23 protein-coding genes are annotated in these 21,125 nt (G+C 66.4%); 13 read left to right on the forward strand and 10 right to left on the reverse strand.

Annotated elements, in window-relative coordinates; translation table 11 throughout:
- Positions 1-86 precede the first annotated feature (86 nt).
- The 4 genes from ACZYZF_RS26100 to ACZYZF_RS26115 all read left to right on the forward strand — a co-directional run bounded on the left by ACZYZF_RS26100 (position 87) and on the right by ACZYZF_RS26115 (position 4,614).
- Positions 87-980, forward strand: coding sequence for an extracellular catalytic domain type 1 short-chain-length polyhydroxyalkanoate depolymerase (locus ACZYZF_RS26100; protein WP_463748067.1), 894 nt, complete (start codon positions 87-89; stop codon positions 978-980).
- A gap of 118 nt (positions 981-1,098) precedes the next feature.
- A complete protein-coding gene (locus ACZYZF_RS26105) occupies positions 1,099-2,127 on the forward strand; it encodes a DUF2278 family protein (protein WP_463747943.1) in 1,029 nt (342 codons plus the stop codon).
- Positions 2,128-2,314: 187 nt separating this feature from the next.
- Complete coding sequence (locus ACZYZF_RS26110) at positions 2,315-2,983, forward strand: class I SAM-dependent methyltransferase family protein (protein ID WP_463747944.1); 669 nt, start codon at positions 2,315-2,317, stop codon at positions 2,981-2,983.
- Positions 2,984-3,051: 68 nt separating this feature from the next.
- The gene (locus ACZYZF_RS26115) at positions 3,052-4,614 is read left to right on the forward strand and encodes a threonine/serine exporter family protein (protein ID WP_463747945.1); all 1,563 of its coding nucleotides are present in this window, start codon (positions 3,052-3,054) and stop codon (positions 4,612-4,614) included.
- 9 nt (positions 4,615-4,623) lie between these two features.
- Here ACZYZF_RS26115 and ACZYZF_RS26120 read toward each other — a convergent pair whose 3' ends face one another.
- The gene (locus ACZYZF_RS26120; protein WP_463837221.1) at positions 4,624-5,472 is read right to left on the reverse strand and encodes an SMP-30/gluconolactonase/LRE family protein; all 849 of its coding nucleotides are present in this window, start codon (positions 5,470-5,472) and stop codon (positions 4,624-4,626) included.
- Positions 5,473-5,496: 24 nt separating this feature from the next.
- Entirely contained in the window at positions 5,497-5,733 is a 237-nt protein-coding gene (locus ACZYZF_RS26125) for a hypothetical protein (RefSeq protein WP_166904819.1), read from the reverse strand.
- Positions 5,734-5,965: 232 nt separating this feature from the next.
- On the opposite strand from ACZYZF_RS26125, the gene ACZYZF_RS26130 reads away from it, so the two are divergent.
- From ACZYZF_RS26130 to ACZYZF_RS26140, 3 genes are read left to right on the forward strand one after another with little or no spacing between them, the layout of a single operon-like run.
- Positions 5,966-6,373 carry a YciI family protein gene (locus ACZYZF_RS26130; RefSeq protein WP_463747947.1) on the forward strand — a complete coding sequence of 136 codons (408 nt, stop codon included), beginning with the start codon at positions 5,966-5,968 and terminating at the stop codon, positions 6,371-6,373.
- Positions 6,374-7,543, forward strand: coding sequence for an RNA polymerase sigma factor (locus tag ACZYZF_RS26135; RefSeq protein ID WP_463837223.1), 1,170 nt, complete (start codon positions 6,374-6,376; stop codon positions 7,541-7,543).
- Between the two features lie 25 nt (positions 7,544-7,568).
- The gene (locus ACZYZF_RS26140) at positions 7,569-8,912 is read left to right on the forward strand and encodes an NAD(P)/FAD-dependent oxidoreductase (RefSeq protein ID WP_463748068.1); all 1,344 of its coding nucleotides are present in this window, start codon (positions 7,569-7,571) and stop codon (positions 8,910-8,912) included.
- 6 nt (positions 8,913-8,918) lie between these two features.
- Here the strand turns inward: ACZYZF_RS26140 and ACZYZF_RS26145 are convergent, their stop codons facing one another.
- The gene (locus ACZYZF_RS26145; protein WP_463837225.1) at positions 8,919-10,133 is read right to left on the reverse strand and encodes an NAD(P)/FAD-dependent oxidoreductase; all 1,215 of its coding nucleotides are present in this window, start codon (positions 10,131-10,133) and stop codon (positions 8,919-8,921) included.
- A gap of 235 nt (positions 10,134-10,368) precedes the next feature.
- On the opposite strand from ACZYZF_RS26145, the gene ACZYZF_RS26150 reads away from it, so the two are divergent.
- A complete protein-coding gene (locus ACZYZF_RS26150; RefSeq protein ID WP_463837337.1) occupies positions 10,369-10,896 on the forward strand; it encodes a hypothetical protein in 528 nt (175 codons plus the stop codon).
- On the opposite strand, the gene ACZYZF_RS26155 is transcribed toward ACZYZF_RS26150, so the two are convergent.
- Both ACZYZF_RS26155 and ACZYZF_RS26160 read right to left on the reverse strand, forming a co-directional pair.
- Positions 10,886-12,247, reverse strand: a complete 1,362-nt coding sequence (locus tag ACZYZF_RS26155; RefSeq protein ID WP_463837226.1) for a TIGR01777 family oxidoreductase — start codon at positions 12,245-12,247, stop codon at positions 10,886-10,888. The two genes, ACZYZF_RS26150 and ACZYZF_RS26155, sit on opposite strands and share 11 nt — an antisense overlap.
- A gap of 27 nt (positions 12,248-12,274) precedes the next feature.
- Positions 12,275-12,691, reverse strand: coding sequence for a hypothetical protein (locus tag ACZYZF_RS26160; RefSeq protein WP_463837227.1), 417 nt, complete (start codon positions 12,689-12,691; stop codon positions 12,275-12,277).
- Between the two features lie 193 nt (positions 12,692-12,884).
- Between ACZYZF_RS26160 and ACZYZF_RS26165 the strand changes: the two genes are divergently transcribed.
- Positions 12,885-13,679 (forward strand): thioesterase family protein, encoded by a 795-nt coding sequence (locus ACZYZF_RS26165; protein ID WP_463837339.1) that lies wholly within the window; start codon positions 12,885-12,887, stop codon positions 13,677-13,679.
- Here the strand turns inward: ACZYZF_RS26165 and ACZYZF_RS26170 are convergent.
- Both ACZYZF_RS26170 and ACZYZF_RS26175 read right to left on the reverse strand, forming a co-directional pair.
- The gene (locus ACZYZF_RS26170; RefSeq protein ID WP_463837228.1) at positions 13,676-14,281 is read right to left on the reverse strand and encodes a class I SAM-dependent methyltransferase; all 606 of its coding nucleotides are present in this window, start codon (positions 14,279-14,281) and stop codon (positions 13,676-13,678) included. The two genes, ACZYZF_RS26165 and ACZYZF_RS26170, sit on opposite strands and share 4 nt — an antisense overlap.
- A 46-nt stretch (positions 14,282-14,327) precedes the next feature.
- Positions 14,328-14,966: an FKBP-type peptidyl-prolyl cis-trans isomerase gene (locus tag ACZYZF_RS26175; RefSeq protein WP_463747953.1), complete on the reverse strand. Its 639-nt coding sequence runs from the start codon at positions 14,964-14,966 to the stop codon at positions 14,328-14,330.
- Between the two features lie 213 nt (positions 14,967-15,179).
- Here ACZYZF_RS26175 and ACZYZF_RS26180 point away from each other — a divergent pair, with 213 nt between their 5' ends.
- Genes ACZYZF_RS26180 through ACZYZF_RS26190 form a run of 3 tightly spaced genes read left to right on the forward strand, consistent with a single transcriptional unit; the run spans position 15,180 to position 17,170 of the window.
- Positions 15,180-16,004, forward strand: coding sequence for an SH3-like domain-containing protein (locus ACZYZF_RS26180; protein WP_463747954.1), 825 nt, complete (start codon positions 15,180-15,182; stop codon positions 16,002-16,004).
- Between the two features lie 34 nt (positions 16,005-16,038).
- Positions 16,039-16,764, forward strand: a complete 726-nt coding sequence (gene scnC, locus ACZYZF_RS26185) for a thiocyanate hydrolase subunit gamma (protein WP_463837229.1) — start codon at positions 16,039-16,041, stop codon at positions 16,762-16,764.
- A gap of 10 nt (positions 16,765-16,774) precedes the next feature.
- Positions 16,775-17,170, forward strand: coding sequence for a thiocyanate hydrolase (locus ACZYZF_RS26190; protein WP_463747956.1), 396 nt, complete (start codon positions 16,775-16,777; stop codon positions 17,168-17,170).
- On the opposite strand, the gene ACZYZF_RS26195 is transcribed toward ACZYZF_RS26190, so the two are convergent.
- From ACZYZF_RS26195 to ACZYZF_RS26205, 3 genes are all read right to left on the reverse strand, one after another.
- Positions 17,148-17,726, reverse strand: coding sequence for a zeta toxin family protein (locus ACZYZF_RS26195; RefSeq protein WP_463747957.1), 579 nt, complete (start codon positions 17,724-17,726; stop codon positions 17,148-17,150). The genes ACZYZF_RS26190 and ACZYZF_RS26195 overlap by 23 nt on opposite strands.
- Positions 17,727-17,763: 37 nt before the next feature.
- On the reverse strand, positions 17,764-18,153 hold the full coding sequence (locus ACZYZF_RS26200) for a TA system antitoxin ParD family protein (protein WP_463747958.1): 390 nt from the start codon (positions 18,151-18,153) through the stop codon (positions 17,764-17,766).
- Between the two features lie 68 nt (positions 18,154-18,221).
- Positions 18,222-19,238, reverse strand: coding sequence for a TIGR03617 family F420-dependent LLM class oxidoreductase (locus ACZYZF_RS26205; protein ID WP_463747959.1), 1,017 nt, complete (start codon positions 19,236-19,238; stop codon positions 18,222-18,224).
- Between the two features lie 164 nt (positions 19,239-19,402).
- On the opposite strand from ACZYZF_RS26205, the gene ACZYZF_RS26210 reads away from it, so the two are divergent.
- Positions 19,403-20,758, forward strand: a complete 1,356-nt coding sequence (locus tag ACZYZF_RS26210; RefSeq protein WP_463747960.1) for an alpha/beta hydrolase-fold protein — start codon at positions 19,403-19,405, stop codon at positions 20,756-20,758.
- Positions 20,759-21,125: the final 367 nt, after the last annotated feature.

Consider the following 21,125-nt stretch of genomic DNA (forward strand, 5'->3'; position numbering starts at 1 on the left):
CCGGTAGGTCACCTGGCGTTGCCCCAGAGTTCGCTCGTGATATCTACTCTGCCCCGGTGCTTTTCACGCCGGGACGGCTCAGAACAGTGGTATCGGCTGCGCTCATCGCGCTGACATGGTGCGCGGCCGGGGTGACGCCCGCAGCGGCTGCGCCCTTGCCGTCGGCACAGATCGATTTCGGCGGAGTGATGCGCACCTACCGGCTGCACCTGCCGCCCGGCGGCCCACCTTCGGGGCTGGTCGTCAATCTGCATGCCGCCGGCGCGACGGGGGGCGATCAGGCCGCGCTCACCCATTACGACGCGGTGGGCGACGCCCACGGGTTCGCTGTGGTCTACCCGGACGGTATCGATTACAGCTGGGCGGACGGCCGTGGTGCGTCGGTGCCGGACCGCCAAGGGGTCGACGACGTCGGTTTCATCTCGGCCCTGGTCGAGCGTCTCGTGGCGGAAAACGGCATCCCCGGGGGCCGCGTATATGCCACCGGTTTGTCGGCGGGCGGCTTCATGGCCAACCGGCTGGCGTGTGACCGCGCCGACCTGTTCGCCGCGATTGCCCCGGTCGCCGGCACGCTCGGAACGAATGTGGGCTGCAGTCCGTCGAGGCCTGTTTCGGTGCTCGCGACGTATGGGACGGCTGACCCGGTGGTGCCGTTCAACGGCGGGCCGATGACGGGGCGTGGGGGAGGGAGCACCGTGGTTTCGGGGCCGGCGATGGTGGACCGGTGGCGCCAGATCAACGGCTGCCCGGCTCCGTCTGACGAGGTGCTGCCCAGCACTGGTGACGGCACGGAAACCCACCGCATCGCCTCCGACGGGTGTGCCGCCGGAACTTCGGTGGTGTTCATGCGGGTCGACGGGGGCGGGCACACCTGGCCGGGTGTGCCCGAGATCCTTCCCGCGCAATCCGTCGGAGCCGCCAGCCGGGCTTTCGATGCCTCGGACGCCTCCGGGCAGTTCTTCGCCTCACACGGCAGATAGAACGCGCCGCCGAATCGCGTAGTCGGCTACGCGTGTCGATGCTGCGCCGGGCCGATACGTTCTGCGAATGCGGGCACGTGAAAGTCCTTGTGTCCGCATCGAAACGGAGGAGTCGATCATGGCGATCAGTTACGGCGTCCTGCGTGCACGACCGGACCGGTTCGTGCGCGAGGACGGGCAATCCAGTCCGCACCTGCAGATCCGGGCGGTTGACGACTCCGGGCAACCGTGGCGGGTCGCGGTCAACGTCGAGTCCAGCGACGGCAGCGAGGTCGTCTTCTGGGTGGTGGATCCGCTGGTCGGGCACCCCATCGTCGACGGGCTGGCCGCCGTGGCGTCGGGATTCTCTTTCACCCAAGGCAGCTCGGCGGCATCGTTGGACTACGTCAAGGCGCCGATGTTCGATTTCACGCTCGGGCGGGCGCTTCCGCCCAGCGGCAACGCGAACGCCGATGACCTGCAGGACCTCTTGAGCCTGTACCTGACCCAATGCCAGGCTGCGGGCGGTGAGCTCTACGCCTTCGGTGCGAAGTTCGACCGCAACCTGCAGAAGCCGATCGATACCGAGTTCGGCAATGCCGACGGTCTGCACGGAGTGCACGACATCCACATGAACCAGGGCAACGTCGGCGCCCACAGTGCCGACAACGGCGCGTTCCACGACGGCGGGCTTCTGCTGGCCTTCCCCGACCGGACCGTGGGCATCCTGCTCGCGTTCCAGACCCAGCGGGTACCGACCGATGCGGAGGGAAATGCGGCCCCCGCTGCCCAACCGCTGTCCCGGTTGATCGGGCCTGCACCCGTCGGGCAGATGAGTCCGGGATCGGCGTATCTGGAGCGGGCGCTGATCAACCCCGCCGGCCCGGATCCCGGACAGGAGGCCGTGGTGATCGGCAACTACGCGACCACGACGGTCTCGTTGCACGGTTGGCGGCTGGTCGACCGCAACGGCCGGGAGAGCAAGCTGGATGCGGACCTGCCCGGCGGCGCGTCGGCCGTCATCGGGCTCGACGGATCAGGTGCCCAGCTCGGTAATTCGGGTGGAAACCTGCTGCTGGTCGATGATCACGGCACTCAGATGGACAGTGTCACCTATTCCCAGAGCGAGGCAGGCATCGTGGACCGCTATGTGCGATTCCAGCGGTAGTCGCCAGTATTCATCACGCCGCGATTAACTCCGCCCGAGCTCCGATCGGCCCGCTGGGGACTATCGAAAAGTGGCTTTTCCCAGCTGAATTCACGATGCCGTCGCGCCGGTACATGGTCAAGTGCAGCAGCGCCCGGCCGTCCTGCAATGGCGCGGGCGAGGGTGCTCCGGCCATAGGGTTCCTCCCGTGGTGGATTGGCACAGCTGGCACGAAGACTACGACCGGCCCGATTCGGCGTTGGCGCACCGACTTCGCGCGGTGCAGACATTGATCAGACAGGCGTTGGATGAGGCTCCGGCCGGCCCACTGCGGGTCGTCAGCCTGTGCGCCGGGCAGGGCCGCGACCTGCTCGAGGTACTGGCCGGCCATCCGCGACGCGATGACGTCCGGGCGCGCCTGGTCGAGTTGGATCCCCGCAACGCCGCAGTCGCCGCCGATGCGGTGAACAAGAGTGGACTGACGGGGGTAGAGGTGGTGACCGCCGATGCCGCGCGTATCGACCACTACCAGGATTTGGTGCCCGCCGACATCGTGGTGGCCTGCGGCATCTTCGGCAACATCACCGATGAGGACATCGAGCGGACCATCGGCTTCCTCCCGCAGCTGACCAAGTCCGGCGGCACGGTGCTGTGGACTCGGGGGCGCACTGTTCCGGACCGGGTTCCCTTGATCCTCAACTGGTTTGACGAGCGCGATTTCGACCTGATCTGGGTGTCGCAACCGGATGTGAGCTACGGCGTGGGAGCCCATCGCTTCACCGGGCAACCCGAACCACTGGCAGCCGGCGCCCAGATCTTCACCTTTGTCGGCTCTGATGTGATCCGGGCCGCGGACCGCGCCCGCCACGCCGGCTGACGACTCCCGCCGGAGGCGCCGCCTGTCTTCCACCAGCACACGCGCGTTCATCAGTACGCTTTCCAACGATGGCTGAGGAAGGTCTGAACGGCAGGGATCGCTTGCGCGGTGGGCTGCGCATGGCTCTGCGGGGACGCCGCGACCCGGCACCGGTGGCCGGCCGGCGCAGTCGCGCGTCGGCCGGGATGGGAGACGTGCACACCCGCAAGGTCCTCGATCTGACCATCCGGCTCGCGGAGGTCATGCTGTCGTCGGGCTCGGGTACTGCCGATGTCGTGGCCACTACCCAGGACGTCGCGCAGGCCTACCGGCTCACGGACTGCGTTGTCGACATCACCGTCGCGACGATCATCGTGTCGGCGCTGCCCACCGCGGACAGCCCGCCGGTGACGATCATGCGGGCGGTGCGGACCAGGTCCACGGACTACACGAGGCTCGCCGAACTCGATCGGCTGGTGCGGCGCATCACCTCCGGCGGTATCACCGTCGACGAGGCGCACGAGGCCATGGATGAGCTGACCGAGAGCCCGCATCCGTTCCCGCGGTGGCTTGCGACCGCCGGCTGGGCCGGGTTCGCGCTCGGTATCGCGATGCTGCTGGGTGGCAACTGGCTGACCTGTCTGCTGGCCACCGTGACGGCCGCATTGATCGACCGGGTCGGCCGGTTGTTGAATCGAATCGGCACCCCGTTCTTTTTCCAGCACGCGGTCGGAGCCGCGATCGCGACATTGATCGCGCTGGCTGCCTACCGGTACGCCGGTCAGGGTCTCAGTGCGCTGGTCGCCACCGGGATCGTGTTGTTGCTGTCCGGCATGACTTTGGTCGGTGCCGTGCAGGACGCGTTGACCGGCTACATGGTCACCGCGATGGCGCGGCTCGGTGACGCGGTGTTTCTCACCGCGGGAATCGTCGTGGGCATCACCGGTGCACTGCAGGCCGCCACACTCCTGGGGATCGAGATCGAACTGCACGTCAACACGGCGGGCACCTTCATAACGCCGAGAGGACCGGTGGCGATCGTCCTGGCGGTCCTGGGCGCCGCGCTGGCCGGGATCTGCCTGACCATGGCCAGCTATGCACCACTGCGGTCATTACCCACCGCCGGGTTGGCGGCCGCGCTGGCCGAGCTGACGTTGATCGGGCTCGGGACCGCCGGGTTCGGCCAGTGGGCGGCCACCGGGATCGCGGCGGTCGGCGTCGGTCTTCTGGCCACCCTCATTTCCATTCGCCGGCAGGCTCCCGCGCTGGTGACGGCGACCGCGGGCATCATGCCGATGCTGCCCGGGCTCTCGGTGTTCTGGGCGGTATTCGCATTTGCCGTCGACGAGAAGTTCGGTGAGGGGCTTGCGCACCTGCTCAGTGCGGCAGCGACGGCGTTGGCACTCGGCAGCGGCGTGGTGATGGGTGAGCTGCTCGGCTCGCCGCTGCGGTACCGCGCCGGCCGCATCGGTGAGTTCTTCCGTAAAGAAGGACCTCCCGGGTTGCGCCGGGCAGTGGGTCAGGAAGTTGTCCGGCTGCAACCGGCCGACAACACCTCGGCCATCACCGCACCACGCGCGGAAAGCGTTCCCTTGGAAGCAGTCCCGGCCGAGGAGCCCGACGACGACGAGAGTGCAGAGACCGACAGCTGAATTACGAGATCAGGGCGATCCGGCGGCGGGAATGTCGACACGCGCCTGCAGGATTCGTCCCGTCGACGAGCCGGCCAGAAGACCTTCGTGGGTTGTGTCGTCGACCACGAGGTACAGCGTTCGGCCGTCGGGCCCGCCCAGTGCCGGTGCCACCGCCCATCCACGGTCGATCTCGATGCGGTGGGTGATCTCGCCCCCGGCGACCACGCGCAGAAACTCCCCGGTGTCATAGCAGCCGACCCAGACTCCTCCCGCTGTGTCGACGCACAACCCGTCGGGATGCCGGTCCGGGCCAAGATCCGCGAAGATGGTGGGTTCACTCAGGCTGCCGTCGGGGCCGGCGGTGAACGCCACCAGCCGTGAGCCGTGTGTTTCGCTGACCACCAGGGTCGACTCGTCGGGCAGGAGTCCGAGGCCGTTGGGCATCGACAGTCCAGTGGCGACGACTCGCACGGTGCCGTCGGGGGCAACCAGTCCGATCCCTCCGCTCAGGCCGCCGCCGTCAGAGATGTAGAGGTCGACGTAGGCCCGGCCGTCCGGCGTGACCAGCAGATCGTTGGTGGACCATGCGATGTCGCTGACGTCGTAGCTGGCTGTCACGTTCCCGCGGGCATCTGCGTGGTGCAGCTCCGCTGAGAAGAGGGTCGACACCACGAGTGTCCCGTCGGGTAGCCACCCGAGCCCGGAGGCACGCGCGAGCTCGACCTCGACGGTGAGATCAGAGTCTGCGCCGGCCGAGTACACCCGGCCGGCCAGACCGTCGGTGAACCACAGGCGGTCACCGTGCCAACGTGGCCCCTCGCCGTAGACGATCCCGTCGATGAACGGGACGGCGGCGATGGCCTCGGCCGATGTCATCGGGCCCGCAGGTCCGGTGTTCGATCAGGTGAACGGGAGGAAGTCGCCGTTGACCCAGACCCCCCAGTGGCCGCCGGCAGGCAGGTTCCACCAGACCATCGGGTGGCCCTGCCACGTCTCAGCCGGCTTCTTCGGCGCGTTCGGCGGCGGCGGCAGGCTCGGGTCGGGTTCCGCGCTCGCGATGGCGGTGCCCAGGCCGAGGGCGGCGCCGATCAGGCCGGTGGCGGCGATGGTCGCCAGGGTTGCCTTGCTTCCGAACATGAATGTCCACCTCGGTGCTTGACTCTGAACTTGGATACCCGAAGCTTAGCCAAACGAAGTGATCGAGTCTGCACTTGAGGTCGGCGACGGGCTGATACGTCATCCTGGACCCTTGTGACGCGGCCTGACAATGAGATCAGAAATATTTCGGGCCTCGGTGTCGAGAATGCCGCGGCGGCTCCGTCCCCGTTGTGAACGACCAACCACGGTCGCGAATCCGAAGGAGAATCCCATGGCGAAGTACTTGTTTCTCAAGCACTACCGAGGCGCCCCCGCGTCGGTCAACGACATTCCGATGGATCAGTGGACGCCGGAGGAGATCCAAGCTCACATCCAGTACATGAACGATTTCGCCGATCGGCTCAAGGACAGCGGCGAGTACGTCGACAGTCAGGCCCTTGCCCCGGAGGGCGCGTGGGTGCAGTACGGCGGTGAGGGGAAGCCGCCCGTGACCGACGGCCCCTTCGCGGAGACCAAGGACCTGATCGCCGGCTGGATGCTCGTCGATGTCGACTCCTACGAACGCGCCGTCGCGTTGGCCGGAGAACTGTCGGCCGCGCCGGGTGCGGGCGGGCGGCCCATCCACGAGTGGCTCGAGGTGCGTCCGTTCCTGACCGCTCCGCCGACTGTCACCGAGTAGATGGACGCCGGTGCGGTGGACGAGGCCGGGCTCCGGGATCTGATTCCCGGTGTCCTGGCCGCCCTCGTCCACCGCGGGGCCGACTTCGCGACTGCCGAGGACGCGGTGCAGGAAGCCCTGGTCCGAGCCTGGGAAACCTGGCCGAGCCGGCGACCCGACGATCCCAAGAGCTGGCTGATCACGACGGCGTGGCGGCGTTTCCTCGACCTGACCCGATCCGAGGTCGCGCGGCGCAACCGCGAGGTCCGGGTTTCTGCGGAGCCGGCGGCTGGGCCGGCCCCCGCGGTGGACGAGACCTTGCAGCTCTACTTCCTGTGCGCGCATCCGAGTCTGACCCCGTCGGCGGCTGTCGCCCTGACACTGCGTGCCGTCGGGGGTCTGACCACGCGCCAGATCGCGCAGGCCTATCTCGTACCGGAAGCGACCATGGCGCAACGGATCAGCCGTGCCAAGCGCACCGTGAGCGCGGTCCGGCTGGATCGTCCCGGCGACCTGCACACTGTGCTGCGCGTGCTGTACCTGGTCTTCAACGAGGGTTACAGCGGCGATGTCGACCTGGCAGCCGAGGCGATCAGGCTGGCCCGCCGGCTGGCCCGGACCACCGACGATCCGGAAGTCGGTGGCCTGCTCGCGCTGTTCCTTCTGCACCATGCCCGGCGCCCGGCGCGTACCCGTGCAGACGGGACCCTGGTTCCCCTGGCGGAGCAGGACCGCGCGCTGTGGCGGCGCGATCTCATCGCCGAAGGGGTGTACGTGCTGCAGGCGGCACTGGCGCGCGACCGACTCGGGGAGTACCAGGCCCAGGCGGCGGTGGCGGCGCTGCACGCCGACGCCCAGTCTGCCGAGGAGACGGACTGGGTGCAGATCGTCGAGTGGTACGACGAGCTCGTCGCACTCACCGACAGCCCGGTGGTACGGCTCAACCGCGCCGTTGCCGTCGGGGAAGCCGACGGGCCGCGAGCAGGCCTGGCCGCCCTCGCCGAGCTCGACCCGGCGCTGCCGCGCCACACCGCCGCGGCGGCCTACCTGCATGAGCAGGCCGGGGACATCGCATCGGCCGCGCAGCTGTATGTGCAGGCCGCCGCCGAGGCTCAATCACTGGCCGAGCGCAATCACCTCACCCTGCGCGCATCTGAGCTGCACCGTCGCATTTCCGAGGCGGGCGGTTAACCTCCTAGGTGTGGGCAACAGTCGGATGAGGGTGTTGATCATCGGTGGGGGATTCGGCGGGCTGTTCTGTGCCCGCCGGCTGGGCGGGGTCGATGTCGACGTGACCCTGCTGGATCGGGCGGCGGGACATCTGTTTCAGCCGCTGCTCTATCAATGCGCCACCGGGACTTTGGGCTTCGGCCAGATCAGCCGGCCGCTACGCGAGGAGTTCGCGCGACACCGCAACGTCACCACGCTGCTCGGTGAAGCGATAGACCTCGATCCCGAGTTGCGCCGGGTCACGGCCCGACGGCCCGATGAGACGACATTCACCCTCGACTACGACGTACTTGTGGTGGCCGCGGGGATGCAACAGTCGTACTTCGGCAAAGAACATTTCGCGGAGTGGGCGCCGGGGATGAAGACGCTCGACGACGCGCTCAACATCCGGCAGCGGGTTTTCACCGCCTTCGAGATCGCCGAGACACTGCCACCCGGTCCGGAGCGCGATGGTTGGCTCACGTTCGCGGTCGCGGGGGGCGGCCCCACCGGCGTCGAGTTGGCCGGGCAGATCCGCGAGATGGCCACGCGCACCTTGGCTCACGAGTTCCACAGCATCGAGCCCGAGGAAGCCAGGGTGCTGCTGTTCGACGGTGGGGAGCGGGTGCTGAAGTCCTTCTGCGCCGAACTGGGGGAGAAGGCGACGAAGTCGCTGCAGAAACTCGGTGTCGAGCTGCACATGGGTGTACACGTGACGGACGTCAATCGGGACGGGGTGACCGTCAGCCCGAAGGCCGGTGGGCCCGACGAGCAGTACGCGGCACGAACCGTGTTGTGGACGGCTGGCGTTGAGGCCGTGCCGTTCGCCCGGCACCTCGCGCAGGTGCTGGGAGTGGAGGCGGATCGCAGCGGGAGAATCGCTGTGGGACCTGATCTTTCGGTCGACGGCCGTCCCGAGATCTTCGTGATCGGAGATCTTGCCGGCCGGGAGAACCTGCCGGGTGTTGCCGAGAACGCGATGCAGGGTGGGCTCCACGTCGCCTCGTGCGTTCGCCGGGAACTCGACGGGAAACCCCGGCGGCCGTTCCGGTACCGAGACCTCGGTTCAGCGGCGTACATCGCCCGCCGACAGGCACTTCTGCAGGTCGGTCCGGTGAAAGTCGCCGGGTTCTTCGGCTGGCTGGCTTGGGGTTTCATCCACATCGCGTTCCTCACCGGCGTACGAAACCGCGTCAGCACGGTGACCACGTGGCTGACCACCATCGCCCGCGAGAATCGCTCGCACCGTGCGTTCATGCTCGGTGCCAGCGGTCTACCCGATCAGCACTACACGTGGACCGTATGGGACGCGGTGACGCCGCCGCCTGAGGCGGAGCGAGGGGAAGGCTAGCGGCAGTCACCCTCGGGGTGGGCGCTCCTGAAGATCGGGTGCGGCGGCTGCGAGCAGGGTCCGCCGATCGCCGGTCAACGGCGGGTAAATCCGTTCGGTGTTGATGGTCTTCTTGGTCGCCTTGGCCACCGTGCCCGTTGCCACGACATCGCGATCCCAGCCTTCGGTGTAGACCGCACCGGCCGGGCCCAGATCGAGAACGGTGACATACCAGGGGATTCGGAGCGTGCGCATGGGCCGGCCGAGGAGGTCGCCGATCACGTTGTAGCCGGCGTAACGGCCCATCGGCCGACCGTGTTGACACGACATCACCGACAGGTGGCTGTCATCGACCCGCGCGGCGGCCACGTCGCCGGCCGCGAACACCGCGGGTACGCCTTCGACGCGGAGGTAGTCGTCGACGGGCAGTCGGCCGAACCGGTCCAGCATCACCGGCAGTTGGGCCGTCAGCGGGTTGGCCCGCATTCCCGCGCACCACACCACGGTTGCCGTCGGCAACGCCTCGCCGGATGACAAGGTCACGGCGCCGGTGTCGACGGAGGTCACGGCGACACCGGTCATCGTCTGAACTCCGTTGTCGGACAAAGCGGTTTCGATCACCGGGCGGGATGCGTCGCCCATATCCGAGCCGATCTGTGGGTTGTGGTCCACGAGCACGACCTTCGGTGCGACGCTGCCATCGAAGAGCGCGGAGAGCCGCGACGGCAGTTCGCATGCGGTCTCGATACCGGTGAGCCCCGCTCCGACGACAACGACCGTGCCGGCGCCTGATACCTGGGGATCGGCAGCCAACGTATCCAGGTGACCGGCAAGGCGCCTGGCCCCGTCGAATGTATCGACGTCGAAACCGAATTCGGCAAGCCCGGGGACAGCCGGTCGCGCAACTCGACTGCCGGCGGCCAGGACCAGCCGGTCATAGCCGATGACGCGCGTTCGGCCATCTTGTTGCGTGGTGACGTTGCGGGCTTCGACGTCGATTGCCGTGACCTCGGCAGCAACGTGGTCCACACCGACGGGATCCAGCAGCCCCCGCAACGGGATGCGGCAGTGGGTGAGATCTGTCTCGTAATTGCGGACGCGAATGTCGTGAAAGGGATGCTCACTGATCACAGTGATCTGCACGCCGTGGGCCGCCGCTCCGAGTTCGTCGATGCGTCTGGCGGCCCCGAGTGCTGCCCACAGCCCGGCGAAACCCGATCCGACGACCAGAACCCGAGACACGGATTCAGCCTGCCACGCGAGACACACCGGGGTCGCCGGGACGCGCTCACGCATCGCCCTCGCGGCATGTCCGAGGCATCATCATGGACGCTCTAACCCAGCGCGTCCTCGGGGCGGTGTGCGACGATGCACGGACCGCCCGGTATTCGCCCTGATTCCCGAGCCGGAGTTTGTGCGGGTGCATCGAGAGAGGACCGCCGGATAGATGACCGAAGCGCACCGCGCCACCCTCGCCGTGAACGGGGCGAAGCTCGCGATCGCAGGCCTGGCCGCCGTCGGCGCCATGCTGGCCGCGGGAGGGCAGGCCGCAGCGGACCCTGTCGTGCCTGATCCAGCGCCCGCACCGGCGGATCCCGCACTGGCTGCGCCTCCGCCGCCGGCGCCGGCCGGTCCTCCGCAGGTGCCCGAGATCGCCAACCCTGTGTACGGCTCCGGCCAGTACGGATCAGGACCCGTCGGCACCCTGAGGGATCTGTGGCATCAAGCTCACGACCCGGGCGGTTTCCAGGCCGGCGGGGGAGCGCCCGAAGGAGTTGCACCGCCTCCCGGTTCTGGTCCGGCTCCGCCGCTGCCGCCCGGATACAAATCGATCAACGCTCCTGGCTCGGAGACACCGATCACGGCGCCGGCACCCGGTAGCGGTCCAGCTGGTCCGCCACTGCCACCTGGCTATTACTCGCTGAACGGCCCGCCGCCGCCCGGATACGACTACAACTCGCCGGGGCAGCCGCCGGCTGCGCCGCCGGCGGCTCCTACGCCGTAGGCGACCGTCCCAATACGTGGCTCAGCGCCTGCTCCAGGCGCGGGTGGCGGAAGCCGTGACCGCCGGCCGACAGGACTGCGGGAACCGCACGTTGGCTCGCGCATGCCAGTTCGCGGGCACCCTGATCGCCCAGTAGTAGCCGTGGCCCCAGTGTCGGCACCGGCACAACCGTCGGGCGGTGCAGAACGCGGCCGAGCGTGTCGGTGAATTCGGCGTTGCGCACCGGCTCCGGTGCCACCGCGTTGACCGGGCCCGCCAGCTGCTTGTCCCATAATGCGCGGTAATAGATGTCGATCAGATCGTCGATACCGATCCAGGGCAACCACTGTTGTCCATCGCCGATGCGGCCACCGAGTCCGGCGGCGAAAAGTGGACGCAGCAGCCGTAACGTGCCGCCGCGCGGGGACTGGACGATTCCGGTACGGATTCGCACCACTCGTGTGCCTGATCGTTCAGCCGGGGTCAGCGCGCCTTCCCAGTCGGTGACAACCTCGGCAAGGAAACCATCGCCGCGTTCGCTGGTCTCGGTGAGAACCTCGTCGCCGCGGTCGTATCCGTAATAGCCGACCGCCGAGGCGCTGACCACCACCTGCGGACCGGGATCGATGTCGGCGATCAGTTCGGCGAGTCGGCGGGTGGGCTCGATGCGGCTGTCGCGAATCGCCCGGCGGTGCCCGTCGGTGAACCTGCCGGCGATCGACGCGCCGGCCAGGTGGATGACGGCATCCACCCCGGTGAACAGACCGGGGTGGGGGTCGGCCGGGTCCCATTGCCGCTCATCAGAATTGGAAGCTGCGTGGCGGACCAGCCTGATGACCCGGTGGCCACCGGTGCTCAGGAACGCGGTCAACGCTGACCCCACCAGCCCGGACGCTCCGGTGATCGCAACAGTCAGCGGCGGCAGACCCTGTTCGCGGGCCCTTTGGTGGGCTGCGAGGTCGTCGGCGAGTTGGCGATGGCGGTAGCTGAACATCGGGCGCAGGAAACGGCCGGGCACCGGAGTCTCGACGCGGTCGGTCATCCGGGTGTGGGTCGCATCGAGCGCTTCGAATTCGTGAATGTGCTTCCAGCGCATTGCCAATGCCGCGGGGAGAGAGGCCGGCCCGCCGCCGGCGATCTCGTCGACGAAGCGCCGTGGCGGGTCGTAGGCGTCAGCTTGGTGCTGAGCTACCCACCGCAAACCGCCGGGTAACGCCAGTTCGGCACGGCCGTCACGCAGTGAGGCCGCCTCGGATCTGAGCTTCATGGCTTGCCACGGCGGCGACAGCCTGGCGAACGCCCCCGGGCGGCCGTGCCACGCGAAGACCTCTTCTTGTGGGGCATCGACGATGCTGGAGTACACCAATCCCATCGGCCGACGTTACCCGCGGAATCGCACCTACGCCGCAGCCCGCTTCGCCCGTATGCCCGCATAGGCGAACAACAGTCCGCTGCCGATCTCGGAAAGCGCTGTCACCCAGGAGAACCAGGTGACGTTGATGCGGGGACCGCTGAGATAGCTGTCCTGGAAGTCCGGCCAGAAATTCGGCAGCAGGTGCGCGTAGGTGAACACGACTGCACTACCGATACCTGTGAAGATCGCGAGGTCGGGCGCGCGGGGATGCGCGCGCAAGGTCATGGTGATCGCGATGATGACGATCACGCCCTGGATCATGCCGCCGGCCATGACAAACATCGGTGATGCCGACATTCCTCGCAGTAGGTGGTCGATAACGTGCAGACCCCACCCGAGCAGGAACATCAATGCCGCCAGACGCAGAAAGCGTTGTGTCTGAACGAGTATCGGTGACGTCATAGGCCCCCCAAGTAACTACTACAGGCGATAGTAGAACGAAGGGGCGGTCGTGGCAATAGTCCTGTGCCCGATCGTCGAAATCCGTGGCACCGAGCACCCGGCCATATCGTGGCAACAACTGTAGGCATATCTGTAATAGAGTCCGTGCTTGCCTGAAGTACCGGACGAAAGGGCACCTGTGGAGCGCACTGCGATGACGCCGTTCTTTGTGAGCAGTGACGACGGGTTCGTGCCGAACAAGATCGCACACGGAGGGTGGGGTCCCACCCTGGGCGGCCAGGTGGTCGGCGGCCTCCTGGCCCGTGCCGTTGAGCAACTCGTCACCGACGACGGCCTTCACCCCGCCCGGTTCACCGTGGAGATACTGCGCCGGGTCGCTCACGCTCCGGTCCGCGTCGCTGCCTCGGTGGTGCGATCCGGATCCCGGATGCAGGCGGTCGATGCGGAGATGACCCAGGACGATGCGTTGGTGGCGCGGGCTTCGGCGCTATATCTACGGCGCGGCGCACAGCCCGACGGACAGTTCTGGACCACCGAGTTCGCCCTTCCGGCAATGCCCGAGGAACCGGACAAGTTCGACGACACCGTGCCGATGTTCATCAGGGCGTATGGCCCGCACGAGAATTGGACGGGCGAGGGGTTTCCGTGGCAACAATCCGGCCCGCGCTATGCATGGCTGCGCGAGGTCCGTGAGCTCGTTGCCGGCGAAGAGCTCACGCCATTTGTGCGAGCCGCTCTGGCGGTCGACGTCACGAGTTCGATGAGCAATTTCAGTTCGGCCGGGTTGGCTTTCATCAACGCCGATTACACGCTGGCGCTCAGTCGGTTGCCGGTCGGCCCGTTCATCGGCATGGCGGCAGTAACCCATACCAGCGCTGAGGGCGTGGCCACCGGCAGTGCGTGCCTGTACGACGCGTCGGGCCCGATCGGCACCGGATTGTCCACCGCGATAGCCAATTTCAACTTCAGCCCGAACGGTTCGAGCTAGGCGCGACGCAGGATCGCCACCAGGAAGTCCGAGCCTTCGGTGAAGGGGCGGACGTCCCAAGCGGACAGCAACAGGTCGGTGGTGAATCCGGCCGCGATCGCGTCGTCGAAGAATTGACCGAACTCGTATTCGCGGCCGGCTCCGAACCCGATCACCGCCCGGCCGTCGTCGGCGAGATGCGCGCGCAGCCGCGTCAGGACCCGAACCCGCGTGCTCGGGGCGAGGAAGGTCATCACGTTGCCGGCCGACACGATGATGTCGAACGGGTCGGCGATACCGCGTGCCGGTAGGTCGAGCTCGGCGAGGTCGCCGACGAGCCAGCGCGGACCGGGATGGTCGTGCACGGCCGCGTCGATGAGCACAGGGTCGACGTCGACGCCGACTACCTGGTGCCCGGCCTCGGCGAGGTATCCACCCACCCGGCCGGGACCGCAGCCGGCGTCGAGGATGCGGGCATTGCGCGATGCCATCGCGTCGATCAGACGGGCCTCACCGGCCAGGTCCTGACCGGCACGCTCCATGGCACGAAAGCGTTCGACGTACCAATCCGAATGCCCGGGATCGGCTGCCACCTTCTGCATCCAGATGCTGCGCTCGACCATGGGAGCATTGTCGCAAGCGGGCTCCGGGCCCGGGTGGGCGGTGTGACTAGCCCCGGGCGTCGAGGATCTTGATCGCGAAGACCAACGAGTCGCCGGGCTGGATGCCTGCGGCGGGCTGACCCTGGGGGTAGCCGTCGGCTGAGGTCATCGCGACTGCCACCGTGGAGCCGACCTTCTGTCCGGAGATGGCCTTCTGGAAGCCGGGCACAACGCCGTTGAGGGGGAAGTCGACCGGTTCGCCGCGCTCGTAGCTGCTGTCGAACACCGACCCGTCACGCCCGTTGACACCCATGTAGCAGACCGAAACGTTCGCCGACGGCGCGACGACGGGGCCGTCCCCGGCCTTCAGGGTGTGCACCTGGGTCTCGGCCACGCTGAACGGTCCGGTCACCTTCACCACCGGCGCGGCCGTGTCGGTGGAGCCGGTGACCGCGACACTGCCGGTCGCCCCGGACATCGTCCATTCGGGGGTGCCGGCGCCCTGCGGCGCCGCCGTCGGGCAGGTGGTGGCCTCGGTCGCGGTCTGTGCGATGGAGGGCGTGAGCACCTCAGCGACGGATGGCGTGCTCGTCGAGGACGAAGCCGCGGAGGTGTCCGTGTCGGAGCCGCATGCGGCAAGCGTCATGGTCAACGACGCGGCACAGGCCACGAGCGCGACGGTGGAAGGCACGCGAATGGAGTTCATGCGCGTCACGCTACAGCGGAGAGGGCGCGCGCCTGCCGATAGCTGGGTGATGGTGCCCCGGTGAACAAATTGCCGCCAGTGAATCTTGTCGTCATCGTTGAGTTTCAATGACCACGCCCAGGGGTTGGAAGTTTCATCGATAAGCGTCGAGCCACGTTTGCCCGTGATAGCGTCGCCGCAGGCAGACCGTTTATCCACCTGAGGACACGGAATATGGCCAACAATTCCATGGGTGATTTTGTCAGCCAGTTGCGCCCGGCATTACATCGGCTGCAGGACTGGCCCTACCCCGATCAGATCGACCACACGCTTTTCGGTGCGTTCATGAAGAATCCGCACGACGTCGGCGGTGATCCCGACGCACCCGCGATCTTCGAGGAGAAGCAAGAAGAGGCGTGGGAGCTCAATACCTTTGTCACGTGTGAGGTCCTCGGCTGGCGTGGCATCTGGACGTCCGAAGAACGGCGGCGGCTCGGAAACGTCGATGTGGGCCGGACGATTTACCACGGCTTCCCCTATTACGGCCGGTGGGTGTGGGCTGTCGCCCGATGCCTCGTCGAGAAGGACCACATCACGCTTCGCGAGTTGCTCGAACGGGTCGACGAGGTGCGGGCCCGGGTGGCCGCCGGTGCTGACGACGCACTCTCGGCTGCACCCCGCAGCGTCGGTGATCCGACGCGGGTCTCCAGGAACCGGCATCACATCGAGGCGCTCGGCAAGGGGGATCCCCAACGGTTCGCCGGCCAGGCCGGGGAACCTCGATTCGCTGTCGGCGACCGGGTGCGTGTGCGGGACCTACCGACGATCTTCTACACCCGTACCCAGGAGTATCTGCGCGGGAAGCCCGGGACGATCGTCGAGGTGTCCTACGAAAGTCTGGTACCCGAGGACGAGGCATTCGACCGTGAAGAGCAGAAGCCTCAGTGGTTCTACATCGTGCGCTTCAACATGACCGACGTGTGGGAGCCGTACGCGGGCGCCGAAGGCGACACCCTTCAGGCCGAGATCTCCGAATTGTGGTTGCGGCCGCTCGCTTAGACCTCTCATTCGACGGAACGAACAGGAATCCGACATGACCCACGACGACGCGGCGCACACGCATCACGAAGCCCAGGAGCGGCACGCGGCACCCATGGTCGAGGAAGTGACCGATTTCGAGGTCTTGGAGATCGCGCTCCGCGAATTGGCGATCGAGAAGGGCCTGTTCACTGCCGAAGACCACCGGCACTACACCGAGTTCGTCGAGCAGATCGGCCCGGCGCCGGGCTCCCGACTCGTCGCGAAGGCTTGGGTGGATCCGGATTTCAAGCAGCTGGTGCTCCGGGACCCCATCGCCGCCAGCCGGGAAGTCGGAATCGATTGGCTGCACCCGACCGGCTTCGGGACACCCAGCGATTTCACCGCCTTGGAGGTACTGGAGAACACACCGAGTTTGCACCACGTGATTGTCTGCACATTGTGCTCGTGTTATCCGCGGCCGTTGCTCGGTAATTCTCCCGAGTGGTATCGGACGCCCAAATATCGGCGACGCATTGTGCGCTGGCCGCGCCAGGTTCTCGGCGAGTTCGGGCTTTTCCTGTCCGACGATGTCGAAATCCGGGTCGAGGACTCCAATTCCAAACGCCGGTTCCTGGTCCTGCCGGTGCGGCCCGCCGGAACTGAGGACTGGACCGAGGAGCAACTCGCCGAGATCGTTACCCGCGACTGCATGATCGGTGTCGCCTTGCCGAAGCCCGGGGTGACCGCGAATGCGCCACGGCCGGTGCATCTTGCGGTCCGCCCGGCCGACGGGTACTGAGGGGCAACCGATGACCGACGAAGATGACGTCACCGCAGTCAGGGTCCGGACGCTGGAACAGATCGTGAGGCGGGGGCAGTCGTGGCCCCGCATGGCGCAGAAGTACGGCGTCTCCAATCCGGTACCGCCGTGGAAATCGAGTCTCGACGGGATGTGCGAGGCACTTGACCACGAGGGCGCGACACTGCCGCTGCTCGCTCGTCGAACCGATGAGGATCGCCTGGTTCAAGAGGTTTATGTGACATTGCCGTACCCCGAGAATCAGCTTGTCGCACTGACGCATTCACTGGTGGCCAGGCATGTCATCGATGAGGAGACACTGGCCCGGCGAATGCGAGAAGTCCGGGACCGCCTCGAGGGGTCTGACCCTATACCTCCCGTCGCTATCGATTCCATCGGGAATTGAGCGCCGCCGGCGTCCAGCTGGGCCAGGCGGGCGATCCGATGACGAACCCGCCGGCGATCTGAGCGACTATCTGCGGGCCCTTGACGGTGCTGTTGTCGTAGAACATTGCCGAGTCCACCCGGTCCGCGGCGATTGCGACGAGATTCCAAAGTCGTTGGTAGCGTTCACGAATCTTCGTCTCGGGAACGTGGTGGCCGCCTGCCTGCACGCGGTGGCGCACTCGGTGCACGGCCAGCTCTTCGGGGATTAGCACGCAATGCAGGATCACGGTGTACCCGGCGGCGTGCGCATGGTCGATGAGTTCGAGTTTGGAGGGATGAGAGAACACTGTCTCGGCGATGAAGGACTCGCCGAGTTCGATGAGTTTTGCCCGCGTTTCGGCGGCGACCAGCGCGGCCTCGTAGGAGTGCGGGGCGGGATCTTCAGGCCAGCGACGCTTGGCGATTTCGTCGGCGTTGACGAAGGGGCTACCCGGAAGCAGTGGGGAGAGGGTGAGTTCGACAAAGGTGGACTTGCCGGCGCCGTTGCATCCGACGACGAGATCGAGACGCTTCACCGCGCGACGGTACGGCCCGCGTCACGGTGCGCCAGGATCACTGCTGCGGCGTCAGCACCGTGGTGCTGCCGTCCGGTTGGTATTGCACGATCGCGCCGTCCTCGTCGAGTGCGACGGTCGTGATGCCGCGGGCCGCCAGCGTCGCACCATAGTCGGCGCGCGCCAGGCTCTCCTCGATGGACGCGGCGATCTCGGCGTCGAACACCGCACCTTCCTCGGCGGTCAACTCCCGAAGCGGGATGTCGCCGGCCAGGGCGGCCTCGACCTTGCGGCGGGCGGCGCTGTGGCGGCTCGATACGGCACGACCCACGCGCGCCCAGTGGTCGAGTTGCTGTTTGGCCGACCGGCTCTGACGTGCACCTTCTGCGGCCGCACTGTCGACGAGGTCGGCGGCGAACCGGGTCACCCGATCTGCGGTCTCGGTCATGAGAACCTCCCTGGTAGCACTCTGAAACAAGCGTAGCAGAATGCTACGAGACGGGACGGTCTCTCGCCTCAGACCGTCGACAGGCGCTGTGCGATCTCGCCGTACCGTTCGAGACGGTCGGGCCTGCCGAGCGCGTTGTAGAGCACGACGCGGGTGGCGATTCCGCCGTATTTGGCGGTCAACGCGTCCGCCAACCCGTCCCACGTCGATTCGGTGGCAAAGGCGGCGATGTGGTCGTCGGTGATCTGCGCCGCCATGCCGGCGATGTCACCGGCTTTTTGCTTCTCCCTGAGGCGGGCGGTGGTGCCCTCGAAGCCGGCCTCGTCCCAAATGAACGCATAGTTGGGCGTGCTTCCGTAGAAGCTCATACTGGCCCGCACGAACTCGCGCTCGTTGGCGCGTTCCTCGTCGCTGTCGCCGACGATCGTCATCACGGGGATGATCTTGGCGATGTCGTCAGGGGAGCGGCCCGCTTTGGCCGCACCCGCGGCGACGTTGGGCAGGACGTGGCGGGCGATGTAACCGGGCTCTCCGATCGGGTGGATGTGGACACCATCGGCGACTTCGCCGGCCATGCGCAGCATCCACGGATTCACCGCGGCGATGTCCACCTTGGGATCGGGTGCATCGATCGGTCCGGGGTTCCACTGCGGCGTGATGAAGTCGAGATCGTAGAAATCGCCGTGATGCTCGAGCTTGCCGGTCCGGAAGGCAGCGAAGCAGTCCTTGACCGCCAGCACATAGTCACGCAGACGCGGGCCGGGCTGCTCGAAGGGCACTCCGTAGCGACGCACGACATGTGTGCGGACCTGGGTACCGATACCGAGCCGGAATTTGCCGTCGCTGGCTTCCTGGAGTTCCCACGCTGAGGCCGCGGTGACAAATGGGCTGCGCGGAAAGGCAACGGCGACACCGGTCGAGAGCTCCAGTCCGGGAGCGGACTGTGAGGCGACCGCCGCATTGAGATACGCGGTGCGGCCTGTCTCGGTGAGCAGGAGCCCGGAGAATCCGGCGGACTGGACACGGCGGGCAAGCTCTCCGATTTGAGCCAGGGGCTGCGGAACGGACATCACGTCGACGTACACGTGGGGGAGCGTACGTGAATCAGCATGCCGAGAACTCGTAATGCCTTAGAAGTCAACCATTTCACGCTGTCGGCCGCGGGCCTAGACTTGTTGACATCAGGGCAACCGGCGTCGTAACCACAAGCGCCAGGACCAGAGCTAGTTGCAACTGAAGGAGGGGAACCATGGTCAGGATTCATACGGTTGTGCCGGGGGAAACGCTGTCAGCGTTGGCATTGCGGTTCTACGGGGATGCCGAACGCTACCGACTGATCGCCGCGGCCAGCGGTGTATCCGATCCCAACGTCATCCAGGTGGGGCAACGGCTGCTCTTTCCCGACTACGCGCGATACACCGCGGCCCCGGGGGATACGTTGTCGAGCGTGGCGTCGCGCTTCTATGGGCAGACCGATCTGTCGCGGCTGATCGCCACTGCCAGTGGCGTCGGCCCGGATGCCGGCCTCAATCCCGGTCAGCAACTGATCATCCCGGAGCTGAGGAAATACCTGGTGGCTCCGGGAGATACGTTGTCGGCGTTGGCATCACGCTTCTACGGTGACCCGTCGTTCTATCCACCGATCGCCGGTGTGAATGGCATCACCGACTCCGGCGCCATAAACCCCGGACAGTCGCTGGTCATATTCACCGGGCGCGGCGACGGATTCGGCCTGCGGATCGTGGACCGTAATGAGAACGATCCTCGCCTGTGGTACTACCGATTCCAGACTGCGGCAGTCGGCTGGAACCCCGGCGTCAACGTCTTGCTTCCCGACGACTATCACACCAGTGGGCGCACGTATCCGGTGCTCTACATGTTCCACGGCGGCAACGACGATTTCCGTTCGTTCGACTTCATGGGTATCCGTGACTGGACCGCCGGAAAGCCGATCATCGTGGTGATGCCCGACGGTGGGCACGCCGGCTGGTATTCAAACCCGGTCACGTCTTTCTCCGGACCACGGAACTGGGAGACGTTCCACATCGCCCAGTTGCTGCCCTGGATCGAAGCGAACTTCCGGACGTACGCGGAGTACGACGGCCGAGCGGTCGGCGGATTCTCGATGGGCGGCTTCGGGGCGCTGAAGTACGCGGCGAAATACTACGGCCACTTCGCTTCGGTCAGTGCCCATTCGGGCCCGGCAAGCCTGCGCCGCGATTTCGGCCTCGTCGTGCACTGGGCAAACATCACGTCCGCGGTGCTGGATCTGGCAGGTGGCACGGTTTATGGCGCCCCGCTGTGGGACCAGGCCAGGGTCAGTGCCGACAACCCGGTCGAGCGGATCGAGAGCTATCGCAACAAGCGCGTCTTCCTCGTCGCCGGCACCAGTCCAGATCCGATCAACTGGTTCGACAGTGCCAACGAGACCGAGGTACTCGCCGGCCAGCGTGAGTTCCGCGGCCTTCTCGACCACGCAGGAATTCCATATGAAGCGCATGAGCTGCCCGGTGGTCACGTCTTCCGTCCCGACATGTTCTTCGTCGACCTCGACGGGATCATCGCCCGGCTGCGGCCCGCGGCCGTAACCAGTAATTCGATGTAACAATAACCACACCTACCTCACCAGTAACATTGGCATCAAAATTCAATTCTTTCACTGGCATCTCATGGGAAACTAAATTCACAATAGGCCCCAAATTTCACAGCACCTGACGCCGAACTCTGTGAAACCAGACGCGCGCGATTGCCTCCGCCCTTGGCGTGCGGTCATGGCTTTGAACTGGGGTTTTGGCGCGGAACAGACGGATGGGGCTATCCCCACCGGCCCCATGAGACCCATAACTATTAAATAAACTCAAAGAAGATAATTAGACTCTCTAGCACGGCTATTTTACTTCCGCCCCATCGGTAAACTCTGTATCACGATGGGCTGAAAATGGTCTGTCGCCCCGCCATTACCGGCGTGCATC

The sequence above is a fragment of the Mycobacterium sp. IDUB_24 genome, from assembly GCF_055419385.1.

Excerpts from the sequence above, each read along its gene's own strand:
- ACZYZF_RS26105 (WP_463747943.1), top strand. The coding sequence starts at position 1,099 with ATGGCGATCAGTTACGGCGTCCTGCGTGCACGACCGGACCGGTTCGTG.
- ACZYZF_RS26115 (WP_463747945.1), top strand. The coding sequence starts at position 3,052 with ATGGCTGAGGAAGGTCTGAACGGCAGGGATCGCTTGCGCGGTGGGCTG.
- ACZYZF_RS26120 (WP_463837221.1), bottom strand. The coding sequence starts at position 5,472 with ATGACATCGGCCGAGGCCATCGCCGCCGTCCCGTTCATCGACGGGATC.
- ACZYZF_RS26125 (WP_166904819.1), bottom strand. The coding sequence starts at position 5,733 with ATGTTCGGAAGCAAGGCAACCCTGGCGACCATCGCCGCCACCGGCCTG.
- ACZYZF_RS26130 (WP_463747947.1), top strand. The coding sequence starts at position 5,966 with ATGGCGAAGTACTTGTTTCTCAAGCACTACCGAGGCGCCCCCGCGTCG.
- ACZYZF_RS26135 (WP_463837223.1), top strand. The coding sequence starts at position 6,374 with ATGGACGCCGGTGCGGTGGACGAGGCCGGGCTCCGGGATCTGATTCCC.
- ACZYZF_RS26140 (WP_463748068.1), top strand. The coding sequence starts at position 7,569 with ATGAGGGTGTTGATCATCGGTGGGGGATTCGGCGGGCTGTTCTGTGCC.
- ACZYZF_RS26155 (WP_463837226.1), bottom strand. The coding sequence starts at position 12,247 with ATGGGATTGGTGTACTCCAGCATCGTCGATGCCCCACAAGAAGAGGTC.
- ACZYZF_RS26160 (WP_463837227.1), bottom strand. The coding sequence starts at position 12,691 with ATGACGTCACCGATACTCGTTCAGACACAACGCTTTCTGCGTCTGGCG.
- ACZYZF_RS26165 (WP_463837339.1), top strand. The coding sequence starts at position 12,885 with ATGACGCCGTTCTTTGTGAGCAGTGACGACGGGTTCGTGCCGAACAAG.
- ACZYZF_RS26170 (WP_463837228.1), bottom strand. The coding sequence starts at position 14,281 with ATGGTCGAGCGCAGCATCTGGATGCAGAAGGTGGCAGCCGATCCCGGG.
- ACZYZF_RS26175 (WP_463747953.1), bottom strand. The coding sequence starts at position 14,966 with ATGAACTCCATTCGCGTGCCTTCCACCGTCGCGCTCGTGGCCTGTGCC.
- ACZYZF_RS26180 (WP_463747954.1), top strand. The coding sequence starts at position 15,180 with ATGGCCAACAATTCCATGGGTGATTTTGTCAGCCAGTTGCGCCCGGCA.
- scnC (WP_463837229.1), top strand. The coding sequence starts at position 16,039 with ATGACCCACGACGACGCGGCGCACACGCATCACGAAGCCCAGGAGCGG.
- ACZYZF_RS26190 (WP_463747956.1), top strand. The coding sequence starts at position 16,775 with ATGACCGACGAAGATGACGTCACCGCAGTCAGGGTCCGGACGCTGGAA.
- ACZYZF_RS26200 (WP_463747958.1), bottom strand. The coding sequence starts at position 18,153 with ATGACCGAGACCGCAGATCGGGTGACCCGGTTCGCCGCCGACCTCGTC.
- ACZYZF_RS26210 (WP_463747960.1), top strand. The coding sequence starts at position 19,403 with ATGGTCAGGATTCATACGGTTGTGCCGGGGGAAACGCTGTCAGCGTTG.